The 21,731-nt window shown below is 71.0% G+C and carries 19 protein-coding genes and 1 pseudogene; 7 read left to right on the top strand and 13 right to left on the bottom strand.

Features of this window, described 5'->3' with window-relative positions; all coding sequences use genetic code 11:
* Positions 1-6 precede the first annotated feature (6 nt).
* The gene (locus OHA17_RS37065; RefSeq protein ID WP_406510155.1) at positions 7-624 is read right to left on the bottom strand and encodes a TIGR03086 family metal-binding protein; all 618 of its coding nucleotides are present in this window, start codon (positions 622-624) and stop codon (positions 7-9) included.
* 52 nt (positions 625-676) lie between these two features.
* Between OHA17_RS37065 and OHA17_RS37060 the strand changes: the two genes are divergently transcribed.
* On the top strand, positions 677-1,153 hold the full coding sequence (locus OHA17_RS37060; protein WP_406510154.1) for a MarR family winged helix-turn-helix transcriptional regulator: 477 nt from the start codon (positions 677-679) through the stop codon (positions 1,151-1,153).
* Here the strand turns inward: OHA17_RS37060 and OHA17_RS37055 are convergent.
* Positions 1,150-2,490, bottom strand: a complete 1,341-nt coding sequence (locus tag OHA17_RS37055) for an RNA polymerase sigma factor (protein WP_406510153.1) — start codon at positions 2,488-2,490, stop codon at positions 1,150-1,152. The genes OHA17_RS37060 and OHA17_RS37055 overlap by 4 nt on opposite strands.
* A gap of 56 nt (positions 2,491-2,546) precedes the next feature.
* Here OHA17_RS37055 and OHA17_RS37050 point away from each other — a divergent pair, with 56 nt between their 5' ends.
* The 3 genes and pseudogenes from OHA17_RS37050 to OHA17_RS37040 form a co-directional block, all read left to right on the top strand.
* Entirely contained in the window at positions 2,547-3,038 is a 492-nt protein-coding gene (locus OHA17_RS37050) for a GNAT family N-acetyltransferase (protein WP_406510152.1), read from the top strand.
* 89 nt (positions 3,039-3,127) lie between these two features.
* Positions 3,128-3,526 (top strand): MerR family transcriptional regulator, encoded by a 399-nt coding sequence (locus tag OHA17_RS37045; protein ID WP_398877071.1) that lies wholly within the window; start codon positions 3,128-3,130, stop codon positions 3,524-3,526.
* Positions 3,527-3,670: 144 nt separating this feature from the next.
* A pseudogene (locus tag OHA17_RS37040) lies at positions 3,671-3,934 on the top strand (esterase); the annotation flags it as partial.
* A gap of 113 nt (positions 3,935-4,047) precedes the next feature.
* Here OHA17_RS37040 and OHA17_RS37035 read toward each other — a convergent pair.
* Positions 4,048-4,917, bottom strand: a complete 870-nt coding sequence (locus OHA17_RS37035) for a class I SAM-dependent methyltransferase (protein ID WP_406510151.1) — start codon at positions 4,915-4,917, stop codon at positions 4,048-4,050.
* Between the two features lie 280 nt (positions 4,918-5,197).
* Here OHA17_RS37035 and OHA17_RS37030 point away from each other — a divergent pair, with 280 nt between their 5' ends.
* Positions 5,198-5,641, top strand: a complete 444-nt coding sequence (locus OHA17_RS37030) for an SPW repeat protein (RefSeq protein ID WP_398877073.1) — start codon at positions 5,198-5,200, stop codon at positions 5,639-5,641.
* 104 nt (positions 5,642-5,745) lie between these two features.
* On the opposite strand, the gene OHA17_RS37025 is transcribed toward OHA17_RS37030, so the two are convergent.
* A complete protein-coding gene (locus OHA17_RS37025; protein WP_406510150.1) occupies positions 5,746-6,309 on the bottom strand; it encodes a GNAT family N-acetyltransferase in 564 nt (187 codons plus the stop codon).
* A gap of 517 nt (positions 6,310-6,826) precedes the next feature.
* Between OHA17_RS37025 and OHA17_RS37020 the strand changes: the two genes are divergently transcribed.
* Positions 6,827-7,873: an isopenicillin N synthase family dioxygenase gene (locus OHA17_RS37020; RefSeq protein WP_406510149.1), complete on the top strand. Its 1,047-nt coding sequence runs from the start codon at positions 6,827-6,829 to the stop codon at positions 7,871-7,873.
* Between the two features lie 7 nt (positions 7,874-7,880).
* Here OHA17_RS37020 and OHA17_RS37015 read toward each other — a convergent pair whose 3' ends face one another.
* From OHA17_RS37015 to OHA17_RS36995, 5 genes are all read right to left on the bottom strand, one after another.
* Positions 7,881-8,948 carry a polyprenyl synthetase family protein gene (locus tag OHA17_RS37015; protein WP_406510148.1) on the bottom strand — a complete coding sequence of 356 codons (1,068 nt, stop codon included), beginning with the start codon at positions 8,946-8,948 and terminating at the stop codon, positions 7,881-7,883.
* 58 nt (positions 8,949-9,006) lie between these two features.
* Positions 9,007-10,056, bottom strand: a complete 1,050-nt coding sequence (locus OHA17_RS37010; RefSeq protein WP_406510147.1) for a tetratricopeptide repeat protein — start codon at positions 10,054-10,056, stop codon at positions 9,007-9,009.
* Between the two features lie 145 nt (positions 10,057-10,201).
* On the bottom strand, positions 10,202-11,446 hold the full coding sequence (locus tag OHA17_RS37005) for a styrene monooxygenase/indole monooxygenase family protein (protein WP_406510146.1): 1,245 nt from the start codon (positions 11,444-11,446) through the stop codon (positions 10,202-10,204).
* Positions 11,447-11,592: 146 nt separating this feature from the next.
* Positions 11,593-12,039 (bottom strand): hypothetical protein, encoded by a 447-nt coding sequence (locus OHA17_RS37000; protein WP_406510145.1) that lies wholly within the window; start codon positions 12,037-12,039, stop codon positions 11,593-11,595.
* Between the two features lie 106 nt (positions 12,040-12,145).
* Entirely contained in the window at positions 12,146-13,078 is a 933-nt protein-coding gene (locus OHA17_RS36995; protein ID WP_406510144.1) for a PIG-L family deacetylase, read from the bottom strand.
* A 267-nt stretch (positions 13,079-13,345) separates the two neighbouring features.
* Here OHA17_RS36995 and OHA17_RS36990 point away from each other — a divergent pair, with 267 nt between their 5' ends.
* On the top strand, positions 13,346-15,874 hold the full coding sequence (locus OHA17_RS36990; protein WP_406510143.1) for an MDR family MFS transporter: 2,529 nt from the start codon (positions 13,346-13,348) through the stop codon (positions 15,872-15,874).
* Positions 15,875-15,931: 57 nt separating this feature from the next.
* Here OHA17_RS36990 and OHA17_RS36985 read toward each other — a convergent pair whose 3' ends face one another.
* From OHA17_RS36985 to OHA17_RS36970, 4 genes are all read right to left on the bottom strand, one after another.
* Complete coding sequence (locus tag OHA17_RS36985; protein ID WP_406510142.1) at positions 15,932-16,537, bottom strand: cysteine hydrolase family protein; 606 nt, start codon at positions 16,535-16,537, stop codon at positions 15,932-15,934.
* 72 nt (positions 16,538-16,609) lie between these two features.
* Positions 16,610-17,593, bottom strand: coding sequence for a GlxA family transcriptional regulator (locus OHA17_RS36980; RefSeq protein ID WP_406510141.1), 984 nt, complete (start codon positions 17,591-17,593; stop codon positions 16,610-16,612).
* A 124-nt stretch (positions 17,594-17,717) separates the two neighbouring features.
* Positions 17,718-18,710: a zinc-binding dehydrogenase gene (locus OHA17_RS36975; RefSeq protein ID WP_406510140.1), complete on the bottom strand. Its 993-nt coding sequence runs from the start codon at positions 18,708-18,710 to the stop codon at positions 17,718-17,720.
* Positions 18,711-18,953: 243 nt separating this feature from the next.
* A complete protein-coding gene (locus OHA17_RS36970; protein ID WP_406510139.1) occupies positions 18,954-21,701 on the bottom strand; it encodes a GH92 family glycosyl hydrolase in 2,748 nt (915 codons plus the stop codon).
* Positions 21,702-21,731 lie beyond the last annotated feature (30 nt).

The following is a 21,731-nucleotide window of genomic DNA, read 5'->3' as shown; positions in this document are numbered from 1 at the left end:
CGGCCATCAACTCCCCTGATGTGCCTGCCAGTTCGGCGAGCGACCGAGGGCCGAGAGGATCCGGCCGAGCAGGCTCGGGTCGCCGACCGGCAGGAAGCCGGGACGGAAGGCCGCACCCGGCGCGAGCCGCTCGTCGCCGTCGGGCACGGCCAGGGCGATCGGCAGCGCGGCTTCGAGCAGCCAGGGATCGGGCGTGTAGGGGAGGCCGAGCGAGCGGGCGACGTCCCAGCCGTGCACGACGTAGTCGATGAAGTGGAACCCGATGGCCGTTGCGGCGGGGAACGTGAGGCCGGGACCGAACTCGGGCAGGGCGAACCTCCCCTCCGCCGAGTCGACCGCCGCGAAGGCACGTACGACGAGTTCACAAGCCGCGATATAGCTCTCGACAGCATCGTCTCCACCCGGCGCGACCCGCCAGGGGTCCTCGCTCTCGCCCTCGCCGGCCGCGGCGGCCGCGAACCCCCGGTGCTGGGCGGTCATGTGGGCGAGCAGGTCGGCCAGCGTCCAGTCCGCGCAGGGGGTGGGCCTGTCGAGGTCGCCGGGCATCACGTGGCTCACGAGCTCGACGCTGTACCGCACGGCCTGAGCGTCGGCGGCCCGCACCCGATCCAGATTAGTAAGCATGAACATACGATCTGCTCCAGCACATGATCTGTCAACGGGTATTTTCCTGGCCATGGCAGAGCACGGAAGAGCGACGGAGCGCGGCGAACAGTCCGCGCGCAAGGATCTGGCGGCGATGATGGTTCCGCTCGGCCGGGCCCTGATGGCCGCCGAACTTCCCGTTCTTAAGGCCCACGGCCTGGCCATGTGGGCCTACTCCGTACTGCTCCACCTGGAGGACGAGCCGGTGCGCACCCAGTCCGCGCTGGCCCAGGCCATCGGCGCCGACAAGACCCGCATCATCGGCGTCCTTGACGACTTGGAGCGTCGCGGCTTGATCCTGCGCCGCCCGGACCCGGCCGACCGCCGGGCCCGGCTGCTCTCCCTGACACCCGAGGGCCGCCACCTCCGCGACACCGTCCAGTCGGCGATCCAACACCGCGAGAACCAACTCCTGGCCCGCCTCCCGGCCGCGGACCGCCGGGGTTTCCTCAACGCCCTGCGCGCCCTGTCCGCGCTGCCGCCGCAGGAGATCACCGGAGCGGATTAGGAACCTTCGAGGTCCGAGCCTCCGGGGTCGGCGCCTGCCGCGCGCTTCAGGAGGAGTTCCCTTTCCTGGGCGTTGTGGGTCAGGCCTGCCGCGCGCTCGAACTCGGCCCTCGCCTCGGCCGACCGGCCCAGGCGGACCAGGAGATCGCCTCGTACGCTCGGCAGCAAGTGGTAGCCCTTCAGGGCCGGTTCGTCGCTCAGCGCGTCCACCAGTTCAAGACCGGCCGCGGGACCCTGCGACATCGCCACGGCCACCGCCCGGTTCAGCTCGATCACGGGGGACGGGGTCATCGTCATCAGGCGGCCGTACAGGAGGGCGATCGACGTCCAGTCGGTGTCCTCGTAGCGCATGGTCTGCGCGTGGCACGCGGCGATGGCCGCCTGTACGGAGTAGGGGCCGTCGCCCGCGCGGTGCAGGGCCTCGATGCCCCGGCGGATGAGCAGGCGGTTCCACTTGGCGCGGTTCTGGTCGGCGAGCAGCACGGGCTCGCCGTCGGGTCCGGTGCGGGCCGCGATGCGGGAGGCCTGGAACTCCAGCAGCGCGGCCAGGCCGTGCGCTTCGGGCTCCTTGGGCATCAGGGCGCACAGCACGCGCACCAGGCGGAGCGCGTCCTCGCACAGTGCGGGGCGCACCAGGTCGTCGCCGGCCGTCGCGGAGTACCCCTCGTTGAAGACGAGGTAGATGACTTCGAGGACCGAGGCGAGGCGGGCGTCCCGGTCGGCTCCGTAGGGCACCTCGAAGGGGACCCCGGCCTTCGCGAGGGCTCGTTTCGCGCGGACGATGCGCTGGGCGACCGTCGGCTCGGGGGCCAGGAACGCGCGGGCGATCTCCTGCGTGGTCAGCCCGCCGAGCAGGCGCAGGGTGAGTGCGATCCGGGCTTGCGTGGACAGCACGGGATGGCAGGCGGTGAAGATGAGCCGCAGCAGGTCGTCGTCGATGCGGTCCGGGTCGTCGAAGTCCGCCGGGTCGGGCGGCGGCACGTCTTCGAGCGCCCGCCCGACCTCCGCCAGCTTGCGGGCGTACGTCTCCCGGCGGCGGACCAGGTCGATCGCGCGGTGCTTGGCGGTGGCCATGAGCCAGGCGCCCGGCTTGTCCGGGACTCCCGACATGGGCCACTGTTCCAGCGCCGCGACCAAGGCGTCCTGCGCGATTTCCTCCGCGATGCCGACGTCCCGCACGATGCGGGCGGCCCCCGCGATGATCCGCGCGGACTCGATCCTGAATACCGCTTCGACCGTCTCGGTCGCGCTTGCTGGCGTCACGGCGCCATCAGAGCAGCCCCGCGCCGGCGCGGGCAAGCGCGACCCGGCGGGCCTTTCCGGATGCCCCTCGCGCATCCCGGTGGACGGCGCCTCGCGCCTTCCGCCCGCACCCGGTTGCGTAGCCTTGACGCATGCACCGGCTCCAGCGTCTTCACCTCGACCACGCCCCGGCCCTCCTGAAGTTCGAGCGCGAGAACCGCGCGTACTTCGCCGCGTCGATCTCCGACCGGGGCGACGACTATTTCCTCCATTTCGACGACCGCCACCGCGCCCTGCTGGCCGAGCAGGACGCGGGCACGTGCTTCTTCCACCTCGTGGTGGACGACGACGGTTCGGTGCTCGGCCGGGTCAACTTGGTCGACGCCGCTGACGGTTCGGCCGAACTCGGGTACCGGATCGCCGAGCGGGCCGCCGGGCAGGGGCTGGCCACGGCGTCCGTTCGCGAGGCCTGCGCGCTGGCCCTCGCGGAGTACGGCCTCACCACGCTGACCGCGGTCACGACCCTGGACAACACCGGCTCCCGAACCGTCCTGGCCCGCACCGGATTCACCCCGACCACCGCCCTCCAGTTGGACGGCCGCCCGGGCCTTCGCTTCGTACGGGACCTGCGAGTCGACCGATAGCCGGCCCTCGGGGAAGACCGGGCCCGTACACTCATCCGGGGCCTCACACACGTGTGAGGGTCAGGGCGTCGATCCGCGAGGAGGAGCACATGCGCATCGGAGAGCTTTCGGAGCGCACCGGCACGTCGCGTCGGCTGCTGCGCTACTACGAGGAGCAGGGCTTGATCATCTCCAGCCGCTCCCCCAACGGCTACCGCAGTTACGACGAGGACCTCGTGGACCGGGTCATGCAGATCCGGGGGCTGCTCGACGCCGGGCTTCCGACCCGCATCATCAAGCAGATCCTGCCCTGCCTCAACAAGCCCCGGGTCATCCACTTCCCCGACGCCACCCCGGAGATGCTCTCCACGCTCACCCTCGAACGCGACCGCATGACGCAGCGCATCGAGTGCCTGACCCGCAACCGTGACGCGGTGTCCGAGTATCTCGACACGGTGAGCGGCGGCGCGAGCGCCGGCCGGCCCTCCGAGGTGTCCGCGGCGCGCTGACGCGCCGGCCGGCCGCACGGCGAAGGATGCCTGCTCCGCACTGGAACGGATCTGCCCGCATCGCTGTCTACCTTCTTGAGCACCCCCGAGCGGTGCCACTCGGGGGTGCCCGGGTGTACTTCTGGCAGAGAGTTCTATCGACCCATGGGTCTCACGAGTAACAACGTGCTGGCGCTGACCGTGCTCTGCGCGGTGGTGATGTTCACGGTCACCATCTGGTTGTGGCCGCGCATGGCACGTCAAAACTGGAAAACCGTCCTGGGCCGGCTGGGACTGCTGGTTGCGACTCAGCTGCTGGTGTTCGCCGCGGTGGGGCTCGCGACGAACAACAGCTTCCTGTTCTTCGGCTCGTGGACGGATCTGTTCGGGCAGGAGCAGGGGGTCGGCGTGGTTGTCGACCACTCGGCTCAACTGGGGGACGGCGTACGGGAGTTCCTGCCCCGGTGAGTTGAGCGCTCCGGCGGATCCGCAGCCCCGGCCCTCGCCCCACCCGGGGCGTCAGGGCCGGGGCTGCGGCTTGCTCAGCGGCGGCGCCGGCCTGCGAGGGCCCGGGCGAACAGGCCCCGGGGCTCGGCGACAGGGGCCGGGACGGCGGGCTCCGCCGCGGCCGGTTCCTTCGGTGGGGCCGGGCGCAGCGGCTGGGGCGGGGTCGGGGCCTTGGCCTTCTTGCCGTCGATCCGGATCAGCGGGGCGCCGGCCACCTCTTCCACTCCGTGCCACAGGTCCGTGCGCGACTTCAGCCACTCAAGGAGCTCGGCCCGTACCGGCTCGGCGTCGCCCCAAGTGCCGTACGCCTTGGTGCCGGTGATGCAGATGAGCTTCAGCTCCATGGTGGCCACGGCGCCCCAGACCGCTGCCGCGACGCCGGGGCAGTGTTCGGCCCGGAAGTCGTCGAAGGCCACGATCGCGTCCGGGGCGGCCAGTTCCCTGGCTGCCTCGATGTCGCCGTGCACATGCTCGTACAGGTGCGAGGCGTCGACGTGGATGAAGCGGCAGCTGTCCGCCTTCAGACGGGAGGCGATGACGGAGGTCGGCGCCTGCACGACGGTGGGCAGCTCTTCGTGGAAGGCGAGGTAGTTCGCCTCGAAGGCGCGGCGGGTCAGCGTCGAGTACGACCTGTCCATCTCGGCGCTGTTGGGATCGTCCGGGGCCGGTGAGTCGAAGAGGTCGCAGACCGTGAACTGCTCGCCGGATCGCAGATAGCCGCCGATGAAAGTCGCGCTCTTGCCCAGGTAGGCGCCGAGTTCCAGCAGGTCACCGAATTGTTCCGGGGTCTTTTCCTGACGCTTCAGGAACCAGTCGAACAGCAGTTGATCGGCCGGCCAGAACCAGCCTTTGACATCGGAGAAGCCTGCCGGGGACGCCACCGGTGCACTCGTCGTTTGTGACATGGCCCGGTCCTACTCCTGCCAGATGACCGGAAGATGACCGCGGGGCGTGGCCCGGGCACCCCCCGGTTGAAACTCCCCCGGCATCGAAGGAAATGCCGGTTCAGGACCCCGGTGCGTACGCTCCGCATCTCGTATGCCACCTGGGGTGACCATCACTGCCGGTGCCTGGATTGCCGCATTCCGCCCACTACACATAAAGGCGACATAAGCGCACAATGGGAGCGCGACATGGTGTCGCAGCGCGGCCAGACGTGCAGACTTTCAGAAGGAGGCGAGTCGGATGGCCGACGTCTCACACCGCCCCGGTGATATCTCGGGGCACCCCGATGTATCGGAGATGCGGGACCGCTACGCCAAGGTGATGGAAACCCGAGGCGTCGCGGCGGTCGAGGAACTCGTGATCCTCGCCGGCATATACGCAGCGATCTCCGGCTGGACGGTCCACTTCTCGGCCGCCAAGCCGACCCTGGCCCTCAGCAACCTGATCGTCGGCATCACCCTCGCGGTCCTGGGCCTGTGCATGTCCATGGTCCCGGAGAGGTCCACGGACCTGAACTTCGTGGTCCTGCTCCTCGGAGCCTGGCTGATCGTCTCTCCGTGGGTCGTCGCGCGCAGTGCCGGCACCGGAGCCATCCTCAGCAACGTCATCACAGGCGCCTGTGTGTGCCTGTTCGCACTCGTCGCGGGCGGCATGTTGATGACCAAGTCCCGAAGGTCGACCTGACGTCCGGCGCCGTCACCCTGACACCGTGAAGGCCTCGTCGGTCGCACGGGGCGCGACGGTCGCCAGGATGCGGTGAACCATCCGACTCACCCGGCACCCGCACCTCAACTCCCGTTCTGGTAACCGGAGTTGGTGCGTGCGCCGTCGGTCTCCGAGCCCACGTGGCGCAGCCATCTGAGCTCACCGTCCTGCCACACACGGCTCGGCGCGAGCCCCGCGGCCGCGGCGACGGCGACGGACGCGTGGTGCTCGGGGTGGACGTGCGCCCTCACCTCCCGTACGGGCTGTCGGCCGAGCCACTCCACGAGTCCCCGGGCCGCTTCGGTGGCGATGCCCCGGCCCTGCCAGGGAGCTCCCACCACCCACGCGACTTCGGCGACCGCCCCTTGCGGGGACGGGCCGACCGTCGCCTGCACCGTGCCCGCCAGACAACCCTCGTCGCGGAGCCGGATCACCCAGTTCAGCCAGCTCACGCCGGGTTCGGGAGAGCCCGCGGCCAGGCGCTCGTAGCGGGCGCGCAGGGCCTGCGGCGGGTCCGGGGTGCCGCCGATGAAGGCATGCAGCCCCAGATCGGACAGCACCGCGGCCATTTCCTCGGCGTGTGCGGCGCGGAGCGGCAGGAGGTCGAGCCGTGCGGTCGCGATGGCCTCGGCCGTCAGGGTGTTCACACGGCGATCTTCTCCGCTCGCCCACCCTGCTGTCGACAGCGCGGCCGGTCGGCCGACTCCCCCGGGGGGCTGGTGCAATCCCGCTCCCCGGGGCGAAGATGCTCTCCACTCGACCAGGGCGGATGGGGGCGTTTCAGCGATGCGGGGGAGAGCGGGTCCGGGGGCGGACGCCGAAGCGGAGTTACCGGCCGCCCATGTGCCGCTCCCGCTCACCCGGCCCGCCGGCCGACCCCGCGCGACCTTCGGCACCCGAGTCGTGATCATGGCTCTCACCAGCGAGTGTGAGGGCGATCACAGCTCCAGGGGGCCGCCCGGGAGTACCCTTGCGACATGCCTCCGCTCGTTCGACGCCGCCACGTGGACTTCGTCCGCGTTACGAGCATGGCCTGTCGCACTTACCGCTGATCCAGGCCCCCCCTTCACCCTCCCCGTGCCTGAGCGGCGCCCGCCTCACCCCGGCGGAGCCGTGACCGCGCCCACCCGCGCCGGCCGGGGCATATCCCAGCGGATGGCTCCCATGTCGTACGTGACCTCCTCGCAGCTCCCGATCATCGACCTCTCTGCCGCCGACCGCGGCCCCGAGGCCCGGCGGCGGCTGCACTCCGAGCTCCACAGCGCCGCGCACGGCGTCGGCTTCTTCCAGCTCGTCGGGCACGGCGTCACCGATGCCGAGACCGCCGCGCTCAACGACACCATGCGGGCGTTCTTCCGGCTGCCCGAGGCGGACCGGCTCGCCATCGACAACGTCAACTCGCCCCACTTCCGCGGCTATACGCGCATCGGCGACGAGCGCACCGGCGGCTCCCGCGACTGGCGCGACCAGCTCGACATCGGCGCCGAGCGCCCCGCGCACATACCCGGTCCGGGCGAGCCCGCGTACTGGTGGCTGGAGGGGCCCAACCAGTGGCCCACCGCCCTGCCCGAGCTGCGCAGCGCCGCGCTCACCTGGATCGACCGGCTCAGCGCGGTCGCCGAGAAGCTGCTGCACGAGCTGCTCGCCGCGATCGGCGCACCCCAGGAATTCTACGACGACGTGTTCGGCGACCGGGCCCATCTGCACCTGAAGCTGGTGCGCTACCCGGGCAGCGCCGAGGACGGCACCGCCCAGGGCGTCGGCGCCCACAAGGACTACGGCTTCCTCACGCTGCTCCACCAGGACACCGTCGGCGGGCTCCAGGTGCAGCGCGAGGACGGCCGCTTCCACGACGTGCCGCCGCTGCCCGGCGCCTTCGTCGTCAACCTGGGCGAGCTGCTCGAAGTGGCGACCAACGGCTATCTGCTCGCCACCAACCACCGCGTGGTGAGCCCGCCCGGGGCCACCGAGCGCTTCTCGGTGCCGTTCTTCTACAACCCGCGCCTGGACGCGCACATCGAGCCGCTGCCCTTCCCGTACGCGTCGCACGCGCCCGGGGCGACCGCCGACCCGGCGAACCCGCTGTTCGCCGAGTACGGCCGCAACGAGCTCAAGGGCAAGCTGCGGGCCCACCCGCTGGTCGCGGCCCGCCACCACGCGGACCTGCTCCTCACCGAACGCCCGCTCGCCGGATCCACCCTGACCTCGTAGCCGACGGCTACAGCTCGCGGTCGAGGAACAGCTCGGAGAGGGCGACCAGTTCGTCCACGCGGTGCTCCACCAGCGGTACCGCGCGCAGTTGATCGCGCGCGGCGGCCACCCGGGTGCGCGCGTCCCGCAGGGCGTAGGCGCGGCCGCCCGCCTCCTCGACGAGGTCGGCGGCGCGCCGGACGGCGGCCTCGTCGGCGGGCACGCCGAGCAGGGCCTCCAGACGAGGCGCCACCGACGGATCCAGCGCCATCGCCCCGAGGACGGGCAGCGTCTTCTTTCCGCGCCGCAGATCGCTGTGCACCGGCTTTCCGGTGACGGCGGGGTCGCCCCAGATCCCCAGCACGTCGTCGACCGCCTGGAACGCGAGGCCCCACTGCCGCCCGGCCCCCGCGAGCGCGTCCGTGAGCAGCGGCGGGGCGCCCGCGAGGAGCGGCCCGAGGGCTGTCGCGCAGGCGAGCAGGGCGCCGGTCTTGCGCGCCGCCATGGCCCGGTATTCGGCCAGGCCCACCGCCCCGGGGCCGGTCCACGGCCGGGACTCGAACAGCACGTCGTCGGCCTGACCGTGCACCAACTCGCCCAACATCACGGTCAGTTGGCGCACAGCGGCCCCGCCTCCCGCGCCTCCCGCCTCGGCCAGCGTACGGACCGCGAGAGCGAACAGGGCATCGCCCGCCAGGACGGCGGGCCCCGTACCGAAGGCCTTCCAGGCGCTGTCGCGGTGCCGCCTGCGCTCGTCGCCGTCCATGATGTCGTCGTGCATCAGCGAGAAGGTGTGGATCAGCTCGATCGCCACGGCCGCCGGTACCGCCACGTCCTCGCCCGCGTCCACCGCCTCCGCCCCGAGCACGGCGAGCGCCGGCCGCACCCCCTTGCCGCCGCCCCCGGACATCGGTGTACCGTCCGCGTCGCACCACCCGAACGCGTGCGACGCGATGCGGCCGGGCCCGGGATGCAGCCCCAGCACGGCCTTGCGCAGCGCCGGCTCGACGAGTTCCCGGCAGCGGGCGAGGGTGGCGGGCGCGGACGGCCTGGCCTTCAGGGACATGGGGGTGTGCAGACCGGCCTGGGTGGACATGGGCTCTGTTCCTGTCGTGGGCCTTGCGGAGAACGCTGAGGACATCGCGGGGCCGCGCTCAGCGGGCGGGTACGGCATCGGTGGCCGTGTTGACGCCCAGCTCGGCGCGGGCCTTGTCGATCATGGTCTTGGCGTGCTGCAACCCGATGGCGCCGAGCGCACGCTCCAGCACGTCGAGGTCGGCCGCCGTCTCGGTCGGCACACGCCCCTGCCGGGCCTTCGCCTTCACCAGGCCGAGCCGGGACAGCGCCTCGCCGCGCGGCTCGCCCATCGCGCGGAACTCCGCCAGCGCCCCGCTGTAGCACTCCTCCGCCTCGGCGTAACGCCCCGCGCGATACAGCACGTTGCCCCGCATCTTGTGGTTGTAGGCGAGCGCGCTGACCAGCTGGATCTCGCGGCAGAGGGCCTCCGCCTCGGTGAGCAGGGCCAACGCCCCCTCCGGGTCTCCCTGGGCGGATCGCACATCGGCGATGCCCCGCAGCGCCCAGGCTCGGCCGCGGTCGTCACCCGCGTCGCCGGCTATCTGCGCGGCCTCCTCGAAGAGGGCGAGCGCACTGTCGAAGGAGCCGGTGTTGCGGTGCATCTGGGCGATGCCTTCGAGCGCCCACACGGTGTGCCGGGCCTCGCCGCGCTTGCGCGCCTCGGCGAGCAGCTTCTCGTGGAGCCTGCCCACGGCCTCGTAGTCGCCCTGGATGCGACCGGTCTCGGCGAGCCCGGCCAGACAGTAGCCGCGGGCCACGATGTCACCGCCCTGTTCGGCGAGTTCGGCCGCGGTGGCGAGCCAGCGCCGGGCCAGCGCGAGGTCGCCACGCTGGCGGGCCAGGGTGCCACCGCTCCACACCGCCCACGCCATCGCGCCCCGGTCGCCCGCCCGGCGGGCCGCGCGGTAGCTGTCCTTCCACGCCCGCTCGGCCTCCTCGACTCGGCCGAGCCGCCTGCTCGCCTCGGCGACGGCGAGCCCCGCGTGCGCCAACTCCACGGCGTCACCGCCGAGTTGGGCCCGTCGCCGCTCCTCGACGGCCTTGGCGAGCACTTCCTCCAGGGAGGTGTTGACCGAGAGTTCACCCAAGGATCCCCGGTACTCGGGGGCGAATGCCTTGCCGTACATGGTTGTCTCGCTTCGGATCGGAATGCGGAGCAGAGCGCTCCGGCCTTGATCACGAAGCTATGAGACAACCGGGCCCCGAGGAGTCAGCCTCAGAGCTCGTGTGCCGTACATCTGAAGTCTGACGTCCGGCGCAAGAGGTCCGCCCTCAGCGGGACCCGGCGAGCTTGGCGAGACAGGCGTCGGCCCGCTCGGGATCCATCAGCCAGTCGTGGTAGTCGAGCGGGTCCGCGTAGCCGTTGGCGAAGCGGTGGGCGAGCTCGGGGTATTCGAAGGTGGCCCGCACCAGGCGCGAGACGTGCTCGGCCGGCGGCTGACGCAGCATCAGATCGGTGAAGGCGTGCACGTACCGCGCGTGCTCCCAGTACGCGTCGAAGGTCTCCCGCATCCACCGCTCGTCGTACGGCAGCTCGCCGCGCCGCACGATCGCGTCGAGGTATGCGGCGGCTGCGCGGGCCGCGTTGTTGGCGCCCTGGCCGGTGATCGGGTCGTTGACGACGACCGCGTCCGCCATGCCCAGGACGTACTGGCCTGCCCCGAGCGAGGCCACCCCGTGCCGGACCGTCGGGGTGATCGCGCCGTACAACGCGGCGCCTCCGTCGGTGGGTTCGGCGCGGGCGAAGCGCTCGTGCTCGCACGGCGCGTACGTCCGCAGCAGTTCCACCGCACGCCGCAGCCCCTCGCGCGGCTCGGGGCGGTCCTCCCAACAGTCGTACGGGCCACCGAACTTGGCTTCAAGGAGCAGGATCTCGCACGGCCCGCCCACGGTCAGCGCCTGCAGCGCGATCGCGTCCCCGGCCGAGGGCATGCCCGTGACGCGCAGATACGCGTCGCTCTCGTCGCCCCGCGGTGTGACGCCGCACGCGTAGAACGCGGCGAGGGCGCGCTGGGGGCGGTCGTACACCGAGCGTGCCTCGTCGCGGCCGAACAGCGACGAGAGTGCGCCGCGGCCGGTGGCGACGACGGTGAGCTCATGGCGGGCGGCGATCCCCGCGAGGTCGTCGGCGTCGGCCGCCCGGAATTCCACCCGGCCGCCGCGCGCCTCGAACAGCTCCAGCCACGCGGAGAGTTTGACCCGCTGGTCGACCGAGCGGACCTCCGCGTCATAGGTGGTGGTGAACCGCGCCGACCAAGGCTCTTCGGCCGTCGGGTCCCACTGGTTCATCTCCAGGCCGCCCATCACCGGCGCCCGGTCGTCCCAGAGGTTCAGCCCGGCCGCCCGCTCCAGTGCCAGGGCCGGCCCGAACATCAGCTGCGTCGAGGTGACCCGGCCGTCGCGGAGCCGCTCCGCGGTCCGCTCCGACACCAGCGTCACGTCGTAGTCCGCGGCCTGGAGTCCCAGCGCCAGCTGCAGCCCGGCCTGCCCCGCCCCGATGATCGCGATCCTGCGCACACATGCCTCCACCCGGTCCGCCACCCGTCCCGACTCCCCCGTTGTACTGGGTGACGTGCGGGGCTGCCTAGACGACAGGGGCGCGCACGAGGTCACTCGTAGTACGTGGCTGCCCGGCGCGCGCCGCACCGGAGCGGAGCGGGCGACTACTGCGCGGCGGTCGGCTTCTTGACGCCCTTGTTGCTGTCGCAGACCAGGCCCCTGATCCCGGCCGAGCCCTTGGGCTTGGCGACCGCCTGTCCCTTCCGGCAGTCCCCGTCGGCGGCCGCGTCCCGGCAGCCCCGGAGCCACTGCTCGGGCGACCCCTCGGCCTTGGCGCCGCCCTGCTCGCCGCGCCACTGCTCGCAGCCGCCGTTCTTGAGGAAGTCCTGGGTGCGTCCGGTCGGGTCCGCCTTCATACCGGCAAGGGCGACGACGTAGCCGCCTTCGTAGGCGACCTGGTCGTGGAAGAGCGGCTTGTCGTTGAACTTCGAGACGGCCACGGCCCCGATGCCGAGACAGACGGCGATGCCGGCCGCGAGGGCTATCAGGAGGTTCCGGCGGGAGGGGCCTTGATGGGACACGTATTCCGGTGCCTGATCGAGAAGAACCATACGGATGACTCTGGCACACCCGGCCTAACACTCCGCTAACGGCCCCTCCTGTCCATATCGACCCTCACTCAAGGGAACTGGCGCTCCAACAGGAACGGGAAGGCCGCTACTTCCCCCGGTACTGACGGACCATCCAATGCCGGTACGACGACCACAGGGGTCCGGTGTAGTCGGCGCACGCCCTGGTGCACAGCGTCGTGGACAGATACCGCCGGAACACGGATTCCTTTCGCCGGGCCGGCTGAAGGGCCAGATTCGGCGGCAGCGCGTTGATGGAATATCCCCGGTATCCGACGACGAATGGTTTCGGGCCCGGAACAGAAGCGGCCGCCTTTTTCACCAGGCGTGCCGCGACTTCGTGATCGCTGTGGTCGCTCTTGGGGCCGCTTCCGCGGTCGACGTTGCGATAGTCCAGGGTCCGTACGACCTTGGCGTGCGAATCCGCGACGAGCCAGGACAGCATCGCGGTGAGCTCCTTAACGTCGTAACGCGCGCTGCGGTCCATGGTCGTGATGCGGCGGATTCTGCCCAGTTCGAGCTTGAGGAGACTCTGGCCCGCCTGCAGTCGGGTGCCCGAGCCGTCGTGCAGGCCGTCCGGCAGCCGCAGGAAGGTGACTCGCACGCGGGGCCGGCCTGCCGGCACTCGCAGCGCGAAGGCGCGGACCGTGCGCCCGGCGTGCTTGCGGTCCTGGCGGCGCCAGTCGTTGGGGACGCCCGCCATCAGCGCATACGCGCGGCCGACGCCCACCTCGCGCCGCTCGGTGTACCAGGTGCCGGTGCTTCCCGCGTCGCCCGCGGTGAGGTAGACGATGTCGAGGCAGGCGCCCCTCGCCCAGTCGTTCAGCAAATCGGGGCTCATGAAAAGGAGGTCGTCGTCCTCGTGCGCCACCCCGGCGAACACCGTCGTCCGGCAGAGGGCGGCGGCCGCCGAGGATTCCGCGGGTACGGCTGGCTGCGCCCACGCGGGAATCGCCAGGCCGCACACCGCTGCGGCGGCCAGCATTCCGAGTTTTCTCAGCCATCCCGCTGTCCCGTTCACGGGACGGATTATCAGCGCAGAATTCACTCGGACCCTGCATTTCCCCCGGGCGTGCCGCGAGCGCAAATTGAACAGGGAAATCCTTGGGTACGGGTGTGAATCGGCGGGCCATGGTGACGGCGTACATCGTGCGGGAAGCCGCGAACCTCGGAAAGTGACCAGCCGCACACGGCCCGCAGCCGCACGAACCGCACACCCACGGAGCTCTTACCCGGTCTTGGCCAGAATCCGGCACCGGCGCCCCCGATCTTGCAATACCGTGCCCCCGTGGACCAGTTGATCTCCCAAGACCCTACGCACATAGGCCCGTACCGCCTGATCGCCCGCCTGGGCGCCGGCGGTATGGGCCTGGTGTATCTGGGCCGTTCCGAGGCCGGACGGACCGTTGCCGTCAAGGTCGTCCAGGCCGAGCACGCTCAGCACCCCGAGTTCCGCAGGCGCTTCGCCCGTGAGGTGGCGGCCGCCCGGCGGGTGGGCGGCTCCTGGACGGCGGCCGTGCTCGATGCCGACACCGACGCCGCTGTGCCTTGGGTCGCGACCCAGTACATCCCCGGGCCGGACCTGACCACCGTGGTGGGCAAGGACTTCGGGCCGCTGCCCGAGAACTCCGTGCGGGTCCTGGCCAACCGTCTCGCCCTCGCCCTGCAGGCGGTGCACGCGGCGGGACTGATCCACCGCGACCTCAAGCCGTCCAATGTCCTTGTCACCGTGGACGGCCCCCGCGTCATCGACTTCGGTATCGCCCGGGCCATGGACAGCCTCACAGGGGACAGCCTGCACACCCGCACCGGCATGCTGATCGGCTCGCCCGGCTTCATGTCGCCGGAGCAGGTGCGCGGCCTCGAACTCACCCCGGCCAGCGACGTGTTCTGTCTGGGCGCGGTCCTCGTCCACGCGGCGACCGGCCGGCTGCTCTTCGGCGCCACGGAGACCGGCCTCAACGCCCACCTCTTCCGGATCGCCGAGGAGGAGGCGGACCTGACCGGCGTACCGGAGTCGCTGACCGGTCTCGTACGCGCGTGTCTCGACAAGGACCCGGCCCGGCGGCCCACTCTCCAGCAGGTGGCGGACCACACGGCGGCGGACGCGGGCGAGGAGTGGCTGCCGGGCGCGGTCCTCGCCCAACTCGGCCGTCACGCGGCCGAGTTGCTGGACTTCGCGCCGCAGCAACCGGTTCCCGCGCCGAGGGTCCCCGCCGACCCGCGCGTACCGTCCGGGCAGCCGCTGCCGCCACCACCCGCGTACGCGCCCACGACCCCGGCGCATCCCGTATCCCCGCCGGGTGCGGCTCCCGCCCCGGCGGACCTCCAGAAGTCGCCGGTCCCGCACCCCAGACGCTGGTGGGGCCTCGCGGTGGTGGCTCTGGTGCAGCTCTTCGTGCTGCTCGACGCGGCGTCCCTGCGCATGGCGCTGCCCGCCATCATGTCGGATCTGCATGTGTCGTCATCCGGCCTGAGCTGGGTGTTCTCCGCGTACGAACTGGCCTTTGGCGGGCTGCTGCTGCTCGGCGGTCAGCTCGCGGACCTGATCGGCCGCAAGCGGATGCTGATCGTCGGCCTCGTCGGCTTCGCGGTGGCCGGGGCGGTCGGTGGCGCGGCCCCGTCGTTCGACGTGCTGGTCGTGGCCCGCGCTTTGCAGGGAGCGTTCGCCGCACTCCTGTCGCCAGCCGCACTGGCCCTGGTGACGGTCAACTTCCCCGACGGGAAGGCCCGGGGCAGGGCCTTCGGCGTGTACGCCGCGATCGCCGCCGGCGGCTCCGTCGTGGGTCTGTTCACCGGCGGCTGGCTCCTTGAGAACATGACCTGGCGCATGTGCCTGTACGTCGACGTGCCGCTCGCCGTGATCGCCGTGATCGGCGCGGCCGCCCTGGTCCAGGACCGCCCGCTCCGTACCCGCCGCCGCCCCGACCCGCTGGGTCTGCTGCTCGGCTCCGGCGGGATCGTCGCCCTCGTCTACGGCTTCCAGGAGACGGGCTCGCGCGGCTGGACCGACCTCCTGGTGCTCGCCCTGTTCGCGATCGGGCTCGCCCTGCTCACGGCGTTCGTGTTCTGGCAGTTCAACACGGCCGCCCCGCTCCTCGCGCCGTACATCCCCAGGGATCTCAGTCGCACCGGTTCCCTGGTCACGTTGTTCCTGACCGGCGCCGGCGCGTTCACCCTGTTCCTGGTCCTGAACGCGTACTTGCAGAACTTCCGCGGCTACTCCCCGTCGGGGAGCGCCATGTACATGCTGCCCTCGGTCGCCGCGATCGTTATCGGCGCCACCCAGGTCTCCGCCCGCCTGGTACACCGCGTTCCGGCGCGCAACCTGATCGTGCCGGGCCTGCTGCTCGCCGGGGTCGGACTGGGGCTGCTGACGTTCCTCAAGGCTGACAGCGCGTACGTCGCCGTCGCCCTGCCCGGCATGCTCCTCGCCGGGTTCGGGCTCGGGATGGCTCTGATGCCGCTCTACTCCATCGCGACGGGCGGCATCGCCGCGCAGGACTCCGGCGGTGGCGCGGCACTGACGAACACGGCCGGCCAGGTGGGCGGGGTACTCGGCTCCGCGTTGTTCGGCAGCGTCCTCGCCACGGCCGTCGCCTCCCGCATGGAGGCGATCAAGGGACTTCCGCCGAGCCTTGCCGAGGCAGCCCGAAGCGGCCACGCCGTCAACCCGCGAGCGCTACCGGCGCCCCTTGCGGAGGCGATGAGTCAGGCGACGCTGGCCGGCTACACCGACACCCTGTGGTGGTCGGCCGGCATCACGCTGCTCGCGGGGCTGGTCGCCGCGCTGCTGGTCAGGTCCACGCCGCGCTGAGGAGTGCGCCGGGTGCCGACGCGGGCACCCGGCGCACTCTCCCCCGATCGGATGCGATCAGACGGGAAGGCTGTCGACGGTCGGGGCGACCGTGCCGAACAGGTCGGTGATCGTCGTCAGGCTCGCGTTCTTCAGTACCGGGGCCGGGATCGGCTTGCCGTCGGAGCCCGCCAGGGTGCGGGTGGCGGTGGCCTCGCCCACGACGGTGGGGCGGTAGCCCAGGTTGAAGGCGCCCTGGGCGGTGAAGGTCACACACATGTGGGTCATGAACCCGGCGAGGACCAGGTCACCGCCGACGCCGAGTTCGCGCAGCATCTCCTGCAACTCGGTGTCGTGGAAGGAGTTCGGGAACCGCTTGACCACTACGGGCTCGCCCTTGAGGGGGGTGACCTGAGGGCAGATCGCCCCGATCTCGGCGCGGATGTCGTACGGCGTGCCCTCTCCCCCGTCGTTGACGACGTGGATCACCGGAATGTCGACGGCGCGTGCGGCGGACAGCAGCCGCGACCCGGCGTCCAGCGCCTGCTCGGAGCCTTCCAGGGCCATGACTCCCGTGGTGTAGGTGTTCTGGAAGTCGATCATGATGAGGGCGGTGTCGCGCAGGCGCGGGAGCTGGTTGTCCAGGCCGATCACGTTCCGCAGGGTGGTGGCCGCGTTGTCCATGTGTGCCCTCTCTGTGGGTGGCTGACCCGTGTGTTGGAGTCAGGAGATGACGCTGCATCAGGTGATAGTGCGTCAGGTGAGGGTGCGGAAGCGGCGGCGGTAGGCCGCCGGAGTGGCCCGGAGCTGTCTCTGGAACGCACGGTGCAGGGATTCCAGGGAGCCCAGGCCGGAGGCCGCCGCGATCTCCTGAAGCGACTGGTCGGTGCCCTCAAGGAGGCGCCGGGCCGCCTCCACCCTGGCCGCTTCGACATAGGCGGCGGGGCTGGTCCCGGTCTCCTTGCGGAAGACCCGGGCGAAGTGCCGCTCGCTCAGGCACATCCGCCGGGCCAGGACGGCGGCGGACAGGTCGCCCTCCAGATGGTCGGCGATGAACCTGCGCAGTTCGGCGCTGTCCCGGCGGGCCGGAGCGGGCCGGGACAGCGGCACGCTGAACTGGCTCTGCCCGCCCTGCCGTTTGAGGTACATGACAAGGAGCCGGGCGACCGCCAGCGCGGCCTCCTCCCCGTGGTCCTCGGCGACGAGTGCGAGCGAGAGGTCGAGGCAGGCGCTGATGCCCGCGCCGGTCCACACCCGTCCCGAGCGTACGAAGATGGGGTCCGGGTCGACCGTCACGCCGGGGTGCTCGCGGGCGAGCTGGGCCGCGGTCGACCAGTGCGTGGTCGCGGTGCGCCCCTCCAGTAACCCCGCGGCCGCCAGCACGTGCGCGCCCACGCACACCGACGCCACCCGCCGGGCTCGGGGCGCGGTGTCGCGCACCCACGCCACCACCCGGTCGTCGATCCGGGCGATGGGGCCTTCGGGCGTCATGTCCACCGCCCCCGGCACGATCAGCGTGTCCACCGCGGCGCCCACTTCGTCGAAGGCCAGGTCGGCGAGCAGCCGCACCCCGGCCGAGGTGACGACCTCGCCCCGCACCGGCCCGGCGAGCCGGACCTGATACTCGGGCCTGCCCAGGATCACCCGGTTGGCCAGCGCGAAGACTTCGGCGGGGCCGGTCACGTCCAGAACGTCGACGTCCGCGAAGACCGCGATGACCACGCGATGGGGAGTGGGCATGCCACCATCATCGGGGCGGGCCCGGATGTCAGCAATGACGGTTTTCTGTCAGATCCGGCCATCGCCGCGACGCGTCGGCCGAGGGTCTCCGCCCTCCGCCGACGCCCGCTCCCCCGGCCGTCCTTCAGGCGGCCTCCGCCGCCACGCGGATGTCGGCGCGCGGCCGCGTGTAGAGGCGGCCCCGCACTTCTCCACGGGCCAACCGGTCCATCGCTGCCGGGAGTTCAGCGAACGGGACCTCCTGCACCGTCGGCTTGAGCGCGCCGCTCGCTATGAGGTCGTACACCTCCCGCAGTTCGTCCTTGCTCGCGCCGAGGGAGCCGACGAGCTGGACGTTGCGCATCACCAGGGAGGAGATCGAAATCGGGGCGACGGCGCCGCCGAGTCCGACGAGCACCACACAGCCGCCCGGGCGCACGCTCTCCACGGCGGCAGCGGCCGTGGCGGGAACCCCGGCGAAGTCCACGATCACATCGGGGTGTTGGGCCGTGAGCTGCCGTACGTCCTGGAAGCACGCCGAGGCCCCGGCCTCGGTCGCCGGGCCGAAGGCGGCCGGGTTGATGTCGACCCCGTACACGGTCGCGCCCAGCAGTTTCGCGATCCGTACGCCGTTGAGGCCGAGCCCGCCGAGCCCTATGACGCCGACGGTCCGGCCGCGCCGCACCGAACCGGCCGTCCGTACCGCGTGATAGGCGGTGGCCACCGAGTCGGTCGCGACCGCGGCCTCGGCGAACGTCACGTTGTCCGGAATGTGCACCAGCGTGGACACATGGGCCAGTTCCTGCTCGGCGAACGCTCCGTCGTGTCCCACCCCGGGTGCGAAGCGGGCCGCTTCGATCGGGTGCGTGACCAGGGCGATGCCCACCCGGTCGCCCACCGCGAAGCCCCGTACACCGTCACCCACCGAGGAGATCACCCCCGCACCCTCGTGGCCGAGGGTCACCGGGGACTTGACGGTGAGGTCGCCGAGATCCATGCCGCTCATGATGTGGAGGTCCGAGTGACAGAGGCCGGCCGCCTCTATGTCGACCACGACCCATTCCGGTCCGGGCTCCGGGTCCGGAACGGTCTCCATGTTGAGCGGCCGTCCCGCGCCGGCGAACCGCATGGCCTTCATCTGTACATCCCCACCTTCACCCCTGTGTCGCACAGGTGTTCCCTGTTCTGGTGGTTGAATTCCCAAGGTTCGGGCGTTTTATGCGTGTGAATCGTTTCAGCAGACAAGATCGCGACACGGGTGTGAATGGTGATGTCAACGGCGGCCCACACCAAGGGAGTTGGGGCGGGCCGCCGCCGGAATCCATCCGGGGAATCGGCGCGCGGGGCGCCGATTCCCGCGTTGCTCAGCTGCCGGTGACGGTCAGGTGCCGTAGACCTCCAGCTCGTAGACGCGGGCCGCGTCGCTCCCGCCTCCGCCGGTGTTGGAGGGGCTGGTGATGACGAGGCGTACATAGCGCGCGGATCTGGCCGATACGGGGTGGTACGTACGGCTGGAGCGCGAGCCGGTGACGGTGGCCGCGGTGGTCCAGGCGGCGCCGTCGGTGCTGGTCTGGAGCTGGAAGGCGCCGGTGTTCCAGCCGGTGTTCTCGCCGCCCAGACCGGCGTGTTTGATCACGAAGGAGGACACGTTCCGTACGGACCCGAGGTCGACCTGGAGTGAGGGGTTCGCCGCGGACGAGCACCACTTGCTGTTGTTCGTCAGGGAGCCATCCACCGCCTTGTCGGCCGTCTCGGCGGACGCGCAAGGCGCCGATCCGGTCACCTGCTTGCCGAGTGCGAGGTTGGTGCCGAGCTCCGGTGCTGCGGGGACCGGGGTGGCGCCCTCCTGGAACGAGGGCGGCACGTCCTGGGCGCCGGTGCCCCAGGTGGTGCTGGGCGCGCCGCCCATCGTGTAGGTGAGGGTCGCGCCACCCGCGACGTCCGGGTAGCGCAGGTAACTGTGGCTGGTGGACGCGCCGTTGACGTCGAGCGCCTGCACGTAGGGGCCGGTCCCGGAGCTGTTGATGGTGATGTTCCCGGCCGCGCGCTGGATCAGGATGGACGGGAACTGCGGCCCGTGCAGCGCGAGCGTGTCGGCGCCGGGCGTGGCCGGATACATGCCGAGCGCGGCCCACACGTACCAGGCCGAGGTCGCCCCGAGGTCGTCGTTGCCGGGCAGCCCACCGGCTCCCGTGGTGAACGACTCGGACATCACCTTGCGCACCGCGTCGGTGGCTCCGGCCGGGTGGCGAGCATAGTTGTAGGCCCACGGCACACCGTGCTCGGGCTCATTCCCTATGTAGTAGTAGGGCCTGCTCTGCCCGGCGTTGACCTCGGTGAAGTGGTGGTCGAGACGCTGGACGGCGGTCTTGGGGCCGCCCATGGAGTTGATCAGGTCGGAGAAGTCGTACGGCACCATCCACGTGTACTGGGAGGCGTTGCCCTCGGTGAAGGTGGACTGGCTCGCCGGGTCGAGCGGCCAGCTCCACGAGCCGTCGCTCTTGTGCTGCTGCACATAGGACGACTCGGAGTTGAATGTGTTGCGCCACCACTGGGCGCGCCCCATATGTGTGGTGTAGCTCGACGTGGCTCCGAGGGACTTCGCGAACTGGGCCACCGCGAAGTCGGACGCGGAGTATTCGAGGGAGTCGGAGGGGTCGTCGAGGTAGTGCAGGCTCGTGTATGTGGACTGGCGTCCCCGTATGGCGCTGCCCTGTGCGGTGCCGCCGTTGGACGCCTTATCCATCAGGGACAGGGCCGCCGAGGTGTCGAAGTCGCGGGCGCCGAAGGCGTACATGCTGCTGACGATGATCGGGCCGGGGTCGCCCGTCATGACGAAGTCCTCGTTGGTCTGCTGCGACCACTTGGGCAGCAGCCCGCCTTGTTGTCCGTCCAGGACCATCGACTTGGCGATGTCGCTCGCCTCGGTGGGCGCGATGAGCGCGATGAGCGCCGCCCAGGACCGGTAGATGTCCCAGCCGGAGTAGTTCTGGTACACCGGCCTGGCCGAGTTGTGCACGGCGTTGTCGAAGCCCCGGTAGTCGCCGTTGACGTCGCTGGAGATGTTGGGGCTCTGGAGCACGTGGTAGAGCGCGGTGTAGAACTTCTGCTTGTCGGCGGCGCTGCCGCCGGAGACCTGGAGCCGGTTGAGCATCTGGTTCCAGGAGCTGTCGGCCGCGGTGCGGACGGCGCCGAAGTCCCAGCCGTTGTTCTCCGAGGCCACGTTGGCCTGCGCGCCCGCGACGCTGACGTAGGACAGGCCGACCTTGAACTGGACCGCCGCGTTGCTGGTGGTGTCGAAGGTGACATAGGCGCCGGTGTTGGTGCCCGACGCGCTGGCCGAGCCGTCGCGGACGGTGCCGCCGGACCAGGTTCCGAAGCCGGTCGGCGCCCGGTCGAAGCGCACGTCGAAGTAGATCTGGTACGTCTTGGACGAGCCGCAGAATCCGCCCGCGGTCACGCTTCCGGTCAGCTCGTTGCCGTTGACGCGCACGCTTCCGGCGCGGTTTCCGGTGGCGCTGCGGCCGGTGTTGATCAGCAGCCGGGACGCGGTCGAGGCGGGATAGGTCAGCTTGCCCATGGCGGTGCGGGTGGTGGCGGACAGCTCCACATCGGTGGAATAGCGGTCGAGGCGGGTCTTGTAGTAGCCGGGCTTGGAGACTTCGTTCGCCTTGGTGTAACCGGAGGCGTAGCTCGTCCAGTTGGTGCCGGGCGAGCTGCCCAGCGCGCCGGTGACCGGAAGGAGCGGCAGGTCCTCGTTGTTGGCGCAGCCCGCGCCGTCGAAGTGGGTGAGGCTGAAGTCCTCGACGGAGGTGTCCTTGTAGCGGTAGCCGGACGGGGAGGCGGTGGGGGTGTCCGGACCGAACTGCACACCGCCGAAGGGCACCACGGCCCCGGGGTAGGTGCTGCCTCCGGCACCGCCCGGCACGGGGTTGGGGGCGTTGCTGTCGTCGGTGCCGATGAACGGGTCGACGTACTGGGTCAGCGGAAGCGTCGCCGCGTGGGCGGGCGCCACGGCGAGGCCGGCGAGCCCTAAGGCGGAGAGAGCGAGAGCGCTGAAGGCGCCGACGCATCGGGAGAGGCGTCTGGGCCGGATCACTGATCCGGAGGAAGGCACGGAGCTGAGCACGAGGGGGGACCACCTTCTCGCAAAGGACCG

Source organism: Streptomyces sp. NBC_00212, assembly GCF_045206365.1.
Taxonomy (GTDB): domain Bacteria; phylum Actinomycetota; class Actinomycetes; order Streptomycetales; family Streptomycetaceae; genus Streptomyces.
Note: the sequence above shows the minus strand (reverse complement) of the source record. Positions and strands in the feature narration are given on the sequence as shown.